We start from the raw sequence: 8,941 nt of genomic DNA on the forward strand, positions 1-8,941 counted from the left end.
AGCATTATCTGCCCATTAGAAATGAATAAAACTGGTTTCCTTCCTCCTACTTTCCCTGCTGTATCTTGACTCTAACAGTTAACTCCACTTAGCAGAACAAGCAATACGAAAACCATGATTTAAATCTCTACTAGCTGCTGGATAATTGACGCGATAAGCAGAACGGCAGTAGACTGGGCGGTAAGACCAAGAACCCCCGCGCAATACACGACGAGGGTGACTATCACTACCACTCAATCGCGCACTGCCATTCGTTGGCGCACCTATGTAAGTATTATACCATCCATCTTCGCACCACTCCCAGACTAACCCATGCATATCGTGTAAACCGAAAGCATTAGCTGGAAAAAATCCCACATTAGTTGTTTCTTTGCGGTAAATACCTTTTGAACCATTAGCATAAACATATTCACCATTGTAATTTGCTAAATCAGTGCTAATAGTATTACCAAAATAAAAAGGTGTAGTTGTACCTGCACGACAAGCATATTCCCATTCAGATTCACTGGGTAAACGATACAATTTACCTGTTTTTCGTGATAATCTGGCGCAAAATTCCTGTGCTTCATGCCATGATATCTGTTCTACAGGTCGGTTAGCACCTTTGAAATGTGATGGGTCTGGATACAAATCAATTTTAATTTTTGGTAAATTAGAAACTGCTTGCCATTGTGCTTGGGTGATGGGATATTTTCCTAGTAAAAAAGGTTGAATAGTAACTTGATGTTGAGGACTTCCCTTATCTGCACTTTCTATTTCATTTTCTGTTGAACCCATTAAAAACGTACCACTAGGAATGGCAACTAATTCTAAAACTATGCCATTTTCTAAATCTTCTATAAACAACTCTACTGTTTTTTTACTGCGCTGAATTACCCAAGTTGTTCCCAAGCCCAAAAATCCAGGTTTAGAAATTAATTGTGCTGTTTCAAATTCAAAAGGTTGAGTTTGAATAATAGATAAAGATTGTGGTTGAGAAACTACTTTATTTGCTGTTTTGGGTGGTTGTTGAGATCGGGATTTGTGTATTGTCCTGTTAACAGAGTTTTGGGAGGATTTTGTAGAAATTGATGGCTGAGTTTGATGTAGGTTTTGTGATGTTTGTAACTGAGAATTATACTCTCGATAGGTTTGTAAAACTGCTTGCCTAATTTCCTGTGCTTCTTGTTCCGATAAACCTAAATCCAGTCTTTTCGTCTCCAACCTTTTTAACATCACAGGAGAAAATTGTCCGTTACCTTGTTTAGCTAGAGTCGCTGCTTCTTGATAATATAGATTTCTAGCTGGAGGGACTATAGCTTGAGGTGATAGAATTGCCGTAGGCAGAGAAGGATTGAGTTTTCTCAAATCTTCTAAAGCTGCTTGAGCATTTTGATAACGGAAGCCATGATGACGACGCACCATTTTTGTTAAAAATGCAGCTAAATTAGCACTTACCTGTGCTTCCTGTTGCCAGGATAATTCTGCTGTTTGTGGATCTTCTTCAATATTTTGAGGTCGTAACCCTGTTAAAGCTTGAATAGCAGTTATTCCCAAGGCGTAAATATCACTAGCAAAAACTGTTTTACCCCTCACTTGTTCTGTTGGCATATAACCAATAGTACCTGCCATAATTGAAGTTTGCAGACTACCACTACTATTGAGAATTTGAGAAGCAAGTTCCTTGACTATGCCAAAGTCAATTAAACAAACTTTCCCATCTTGCTGTCTGCGAATCAGATTTTGCGGTTTGATATCGCGGTGAATAACCTGTTGTTGGTGAACAAAAGCTAAAACTTCTAAAACATCCTGCAATAATTTGATGACATATCCTTCACTGAGTCGTTTACCAGGAAGAATTTCTTTGTCTAAACATTGTCCATCAATAAATTCTTGCACAATATAAAATTTTTTGTTTTCCTCAAAGAAGGCCAGTAAGTGAGGAATTTGGGAATGTGTACCCAATATTTCTAAAATTCTCGCTTCCTTCTCAAAGAAATCTGCACGGACGGTATTGTAGTGTTGAGGTAAAAGTTCTTTCACCACACATATAGCTTTACTTGGTTTTTGGGTATCTATAGCTTTATAGGTAATGCCAAAACCGCCATTTCCTAATGCTGCGATAATCTCGTAACGTCCAGCCAGCCGCATAGTTAAATAGCTTTAACGAGATTTGTAGAGAAATTATATGCAACGTATCTACAGGAGTTTGATTTTCCCCCACCTTGAGGTCGGGAAAAAATCAAGTAACCTAAAGACGGAATTTTCAAGGTGTAGTTAAAGCACCTCGATTGACACTCCACTGAGATTTAATCTCCATGTTGCTTTTACTTTTGTTGTTCTTGTCTCCGCTTGTCGGGTTTTTAACCATATTCAGGGAGTAAAACAATACTAACATGAAGTTGCACAAGGCGTAAACGCATCCGTTGGCTTACCTTGAGAAATCTAGTCTTGATGCTATTCAGAGGATGTCAGTGAATGTACTGGTGAATATGGTTTTTCAATTCCAATCAACTATTAAAACAATTTGGCGGATACATATAAGCGGTTCAACATGGCTTTAATTTTAGTACCATAATCTAAATCTGCTGACCATCTTCCTGATAGTTGATCAACGGAAGGAGCAATACCCCTAGTCACAAATCTAAACCGAGGGTCTACTTCTTGTTGTACCAAGGGTTCTAAACTAGCGTAGGCTTTCAAATGTTGAATATGCGCTCTCACACCAATTCTGGCACTGGGAAAAGAAGCTGCTTCTGTACCACCACCTATGGCACCTAAACCGGCAAAGTTATTTTGCTGAGGTTTAACATCACTGCCAAATCTTAAGAAGCCAGTTTCTAAACACATTTGGCAAAAGGCAATATCATGATTTACTCCCTCAACTGCTGCTTCTTCTCGATAAAGTTTGGGGATGTCAGGAAATTGCAAAAGACCATTTTCATTGTTATTTTTCAAAAATATTTGCAGTGCTAATTCTGTGGTGTTACCATTAGAAATAATTTGGTTAACTTGTCCCGGACAAACTGATAAAATTGAGCGCAGGTTAAGAGTTTTAGTTGCACTATCCCAGCTAATGGAAACATGGAAGTTTTGCAATTCAATAGCTTTGATGTACACTATTCGCCGATAGGTAACACGGATAACATTAGGCGATTTAGATAAATCAATCCGCAAGCGATCTACTAAATCAATGGGAATATAAGAGTTACCATTAATTAATATACCTTGTTCTGGATAATTTTGCCCATTAATGTTAATATTGATAGGTGGATAATTTGGTTCTGGAGGTGTTCCGGGACTGGGGTCTACTGCCCGACTCCAAGCTACTAATCCGTCTACTATTCCTAAAGCAAAATCACGGCGACGTGTTTGTAACAAATTGCGATCTTCCGGACTACTAAGAAAGCAAACTTGCATTAATAAAGCAGGGATTGTTGTTTGACGACAGAATTTTAAACTACCTAAACCGCTCTCTGTATCTGGCTTGATTCCACGATTGGGTAATTGAGGCACACGGCGTAACAATCCCATCAGTAACAGTTCTGCATTTTGCTTGCGTTGATCATTGTTACTGATGTAATAAACACTAGAACCTCTAACTGTAGGACTACTAGCAGCATCAGCTTGAATTTCTACAGCTACATCACCAGTACGACCACGAGAATTAATCCAGGTAATAGTTTGAGCAGCACTTAAATCATCAGGAACAGCTAAAACTTCCACCGTCCGGGATCTGAGTTCTGTAACAATTAAATCCCGCAGGAGAATCATTTCTTTTGCTTCAGTCGTACCACCTGCGATCGCACCAGGATCAACAACACCCGCTTCCTTACCACCATGCGCGGCCGAAATGAAAATACGTCCCATTTTTGATCGTTCCCGTTGTTAAGCTCCAGCATGAAGCAATTTTAGCGATTATTTCCGGCAGAGAACAAGAATTATAATAGTCTTTGGGGAAAGGGAATAGGGAATAGGGAATAGGGAATAGGGCAAAATCAAGTCAAAAGTCAAAAGTCAAAAGTCAAAATTAAATAACTCTTTTCTCCCTGCTCCCTGCTCCCTGCTCCCTGCTCCCCTGCTTCTTCTTCCTGTCACCTGTCACCTGTCACCTGTCACCTAAAAATGCAAATTCCCCGTTTACATCCAGACACAATTGAAGAAGTTCAACTCCGGGCTGATATTGTCGATGTGGTTTCGGAGTATGTAGTTTTACGGAAGCGGGGGAAAGATTTTGTGGGTTTATGCCCCTTCCATAATGAAAAAAGCCCCAGTTTTACAGTTAGCCCAACCAAGCAAATGTATTATTGCTTCGGCTGTCAAGCTAAGGGTAATGCAATTAAATTTGTCATGGATTTAGGTAAACGGCATTTTGCAGAGGTAGTTTTAGATTTAGCGCGGCGTTATCAAGTACCTGTAAAAACTTTAGAACCTGAACAAAGACAAGAATTACAACACCAGTTGTCTTTGCGTGAGCAGTTATATGAAGTTTTGGCTTCTACAGCCCAATTTTATCAACACGCTTTGAGGCAAAATTTGGGACAAAAGGCGATGCAATATTTACAGGCACATCGTCAATTAAAAACAGAAACAATTCAACAATTTGGTTTAGGTTATGCTCCCCTTGGTTGGGAAACCTTGCATCGGTATTTGGTGGAAAATAAACGTTATCCAGTGCAGTTGGTGGAAAAAGCAGGTTTAATTAAACCGAGGAAAGAAGGGGGCGGTTATTATGATGTCTTCCGCGATCGCTTGATGATTCCCATTCGTGATACCCAAGGACGAGTTATAGCTTTTGGTGGAAGAACTCTGACAGATGAGCAGCCAAAATATTTAAACTCCCCCGAAACAGAACTTTTTAGTAAAGGTAAAACTTTATTTGCCCTGGATCAAGCTAAAGATGGAATTTCTAAACTCGATCAAGCTGTAGTCGTAGAGGGATATTTTGATGCGATCGCTCTCCATGCAGCGGGAATTAATAACGCTGTTGCTTCCCTGGGTACAGCTTTAAGCATAGAACAAGTCCGGCTGCTATTGCGTTATACCGATTCAAAACAACTGATTCTCAATTTTGATGCAGATAAAGCCGGAGTTAATGCTGCCGAAAGAGCGATCGGTGAAATTGCCTCTTTAGCATATAAAGGCGAAGTGCAGTTAAAAATTCTGAATATACCCAATGGTAAAGACGCGGATGAATACTTGCAAAAGTATACAGCAGCAGATTACCAGCAACTATTAGCAGATGCACCACTTTGGTTAAATTGGCAGATTTCGGAAATTGTCAAAGATAGAGATTTACGGCAAGCTACCGATTTTCAAAAAGTTACAAAAGAAATAGTAAAACTCTTGCAAAATATAGTTAATAGTGATACACTTAACTATTATATTTCCTACTGTGCCGAAATACTCAGCCTAGGGGACGCTAGACTTATACCCCTGCGAGTTGAGAACCTACTAACTCAAATTGCACCCCATAATAGTGTGCAAACTCCACCATTGCGCTTACGCAAACAGGAGTCAAAAACGCCTAAGCTATCTCTAGTAACTACTGAACGGAGTTTATTAGAACAAGCAGAGGCGTTATTATTGCGTATTTTTCTACATTGTCCAGAACAACGTCAGGTAATCATTGAAGAACTGGACAGCCGGAATTTAGAATTTAGCCTTTCTCATCATCGGCTTTTGTGGCAGAAGAGTTTAGGATTTGCACTAGAGGATATAGATTTAATTTCTCATTTGCAAAATCGTTATTTAGAATTAGAAGAAGAATTTTCATTAGTTTCTAATTTATTTCATTTGAATGAAAAAAGCAAACAAGAAATCCGACGTACTCCCCAAGTAGTACAAGCAACACTAGCTTGTATGGAAATAGTTTTCAGGGAAAAACGTTATCGTCATTTTATGGAACTGTGGGAGAAAATTGATCCACAAGCAGAACCAGAGAAAGATAAATATTATGCTGATGTGATATATGCCGAAAAAATGCGACTACAAGAACTAGATAAACAACGGCAATTTTCTCTTGACTCAAGTTACTAGTAATATCATTTACATAACGCCAGACGGAATTAAAAATAAAAAAATTAATAGACATATTGAGGATGAAATATAGAGAAATGTGTTACCAACAGATAGCCTCAACTCTTGCCTCTTGCCTGCCTACACGAGAAGACTTTTTCAACAAACCCTAAATGCAAAAATAATCCCTGACTTATTTAATAAATCCGGGATTTGATTTATAGTTGGGTTGAACAAAGTCAACCCCAACATTGTATCTTAGTAGCGGTTACGGAAACCACCATTGCGATTACCACCACCACCGAAAGAACCACTACGTTCTTCTCTGGGTTTAGCTTTGTTAACTTTCAGGTCACGTCCCATCCACTCAGCGCCATCAAGCGCATCAATAGCAGCTGTTTCTTCGTCATCTGTATTCATTTCCACAAAACCAAAACCGCGCAGTCTTCCTGTTTCACGGTCGGTAGGTAGTTGAACGCGCTTTACAGAACCATATTCTGCAAAAACCGCAGTTAGAGTATCTTGGGTAACTTCATAAGAGAGGTTGCCTACATAAATTGACATAGATTTTCTCCAAAATCATAAGAGTGTAGAGATTTAGATTTCGGAGAAAAGTCTGTAAATACCAAAAGGGAAAAACCTATCAATGTTAAAAACAAACGCCGTCGCCGAATTATTTCTCACCTCCCATCATGGCATGGAAATTAACTATCGGAGAAGAAGTTACAAAAACTGTTACATAAAGTCATGTTAACAATTCATCAGTTGAGTATCTTTATCAGTTAAAACTGATAGCATTAACATCTAAACCTGTAATGCTATTAAGAATAGCTAAAGTTTGATCACCAAAACGAATCTGAGTATTACCACCAATTTCATTCACAACTAAAGTTGTAGCAGAAATACCAAGTCCAGCAGCACCACCGATACTGATAACATCAATACCAATCTGAAAATCTAAAATTGTGTTAGCTGCTTCTGGTAGTTCAGCGGTGACAATTTGGAATTCATCAGCACCAGCACCACCACTGATTAAATTACTACCACCTGTCTGGACAATGAACTTATCATCTCCATCACCACCTAAAACCCTGTCACCACTACCCAGATAAAAGGTATCATTCCCAGCACCACCTGATAAACGACTACCACCTTTAGCATCGGACGCATCAAAAATATCATCTCCAGAACCACCAAAAGCTTTATCCCGGTCATTAACATCTATAATGTCACTACCACTACCTAAGAATACTCGGTTATTACTAGCATAGTCTTTGATTGCTAAATCAACCTCATCATCACCAGCACCAGTAAAGACAATATCTGCAACAGCTTCTAAATCTACACCTGCGATTAAAACATCCTCTTCAGGAGTTCCAAATACTAAATTGCTTTCCGTGGGGAAAAAAGTTATGCCAACAGGACGTGCAAGAATGGGGTCTGTAGGAACTAAAACTTCCAGTGGGTCAACTGGTGAACCAGCTTCAGAATCATACTGGAGAATTGCACCCTCTGTAGTGGTAACATCAAAACCCACAACCAATAAATCACCATTAGGAGCAAAATCCAAACCACCAATAAAATTATTACTGGGGGGCGTATCGGTTGTATAATTTGTAGAAAGAGAATCTATTAAATCCCCAGTTTCCAAGTCATAGCGTAGAATACCATTGGCAAAATCACTGACATACAAATCACCATCTTCACCAACAGCTAGACCGAGTAGGCTAACAAAATCAAAGCTATCAGGTGAAGGTTCAGGTGTAGCAAAAACTGTGGGTGTTGTTCCTGCTGTCAGTGAGTCATAGCGTAAAATTTGACTAGGAAGACCTGCACTAAAATCGGGGAAAGCTTCTCCGGTATCAGGATCAACTGTGGCTACACTTCCTTGGGTAGTAACATAAAGACTACCATTAATAAAAAGTAGGCCGTTGGGTCCATTTAAGCCCCCTGGTTGACCGTTTCCCTGGGCAAAAACATCAATAAATTCTCCAGTTACACCGTCATAGCGTAATATTTGGTCAGTGAGGAAACTAGCAACATACAGATTTCCATCGGGTCCAAAAGCAATACCATAGGGACGAATTAAACCACCAGTTTCATCCTCATCTGTATCTGCATTATCGCCGATAAATACATCAATAAATTCCCCAGTTTGACCGTCAAACCTCAATATCGAAGAAGTTTCTGCTTCTGCACCATTGGCTATATAAAGGTCACTTTTTCCATCACCGTTTCCATCAGGGCCAAACAGTAAGGTGTCTGGGTGATCAAGTCCACCCTCTTCAGCAGTGATAAACTCTCCTACATAGTTACCTGTGGCAGCATCGAAGATGAGAACATTATCGCCGTTGGTGTTACCAACTAGAAAGCTACTGTTTCTGTTTTGCATATTTTTATAGAGTTATCAGGGCTTAACTGTGTATCAATTTACCATGATAGCGATACCCAATTATTTAGTTTGTGTGTTTTTTGGTTCACATTCTAGTCGTGTTACTTATTCGTTGTTGAAGAGAAGCGATAATTTCAGAAGTTAATTCTGCTTCTGGTTGTACTACTTCACGTTCAGATAAAACAGATTTAATTTGATTTTCGGAGGCTTTTCCTAATCCTTGTAACAGTGTTTTAAAACTCTGTTCTTGATCAACTATTTCTTTTTCTGGTAATGCTTGAATGAAGTCTGTGGATACAGCTTGGCGAGTTAAAGCATAAACTATATATTGATTCAAAGAAACACCTTCAGTTTCAGCTAACTTGATTAACTGTTGGTGTAGTGTTTCTGGTAATCTCAGTGTTAATATACTCATAGCTAAATTTCTCCAGAGGCTAATTTAATTACTAGCTGTGTAGGTGTCAGAACTGGTAAACCTAAAGATTGTTTTGCATTTTGAATAGTTTTATATAAAAGATTAAGATTATTCTGGATCTAGTATCTGATTAAGCC

General features: G+C 39.0%; 6 protein-coding genes. 1 reads left to right on the forward strand and 5 read right to left on the reverse strand.

What is annotated here, in order from left to right:
* Positions 1–78 precede the first annotated feature (78 nt).
* Together A0J48_RS06000 and tftA are read right to left on the reverse strand one after the other, a co-directional pair.
* Positions 79–2,130, reverse strand: a complete 2,052-nt coding sequence (locus A0J48_RS06000) for a bifunctional serine/threonine-protein kinase/formylglycine-generating enzyme family protein (protein ID WP_200321258.1) — start codon at positions 2,128–2,130, stop codon at positions 79–81.
* Between the two features lie 366 nt (positions 2,131–2,496).
* Positions 2,497–3,849, reverse strand: a complete 1,353-nt coding sequence (tftA, locus tag A0J48_RS06005) for a hormogonium tapered terminus morphoprotein TftA (protein ID WP_200321260.1) — start codon at positions 3,847–3,849, stop codon at positions 2,497–2,499.
* A 255-nt stretch (positions 3,850–4,104) separates the two neighbouring features.
* Between tftA and dnaG the strand changes: the two genes are divergently transcribed.
* Positions 4,105–6,018 (forward strand): DNA primase, encoded by a 1,914-nt coding sequence (gene dnaG / locus A0J48_RS06010; RefSeq protein ID WP_200321262.1) that lies wholly within the window; start codon positions 4,105–4,107, stop codon positions 6,016–6,018.
* 237 nt (positions 6,019–6,255) lie between these two features.
* Here the strand turns inward: dnaG and A0J48_RS06015 are convergent, their stop codons facing one another.
* The 3 genes from A0J48_RS06015 to A0J48_RS06025 all read right to left on the reverse strand — a co-directional run bounded on the left by A0J48_RS06015 (position 6,256) and on the right by A0J48_RS06025 (position 8,804).
* Complete coding sequence (locus A0J48_RS06015; protein ID WP_200321264.1) at positions 6,256–6,561, reverse strand: RNA recognition motif domain-containing protein; 306 nt, start codon at positions 6,559–6,561, stop codon at positions 6,256–6,258.
* Positions 6,562–6,775: 214 nt separating this feature from the next.
* Positions 6,776–8,389 (reverse strand): hypothetical protein, encoded by a 1,614-nt coding sequence (locus A0J48_RS06020; RefSeq protein ID WP_200321266.1) that lies wholly within the window; start codon positions 8,387–8,389, stop codon positions 6,776–6,778.
* A gap of 85 nt (positions 8,390–8,474) precedes the next feature.
* Positions 8,475–8,804, reverse strand: coding sequence for a YlcI/YnfO family protein (locus A0J48_RS06025; RefSeq protein WP_200321268.1), 330 nt, complete (start codon positions 8,802–8,804; stop codon positions 8,475–8,477).
* Between the last annotated feature and the right edge of the window lie 137 nt (positions 8,805–8,941).

This window comes from Sphaerospermopsis aphanizomenoides BCCUSP55 (assembly GCF_001586785.1).
Classification (GTDB): Bacteria; Cyanobacteriota; Cyanobacteriia; order Cyanobacteriales; family Nostocaceae; genus Sphaerospermopsis_A; species Sphaerospermopsis_A aphanizomenoides_A.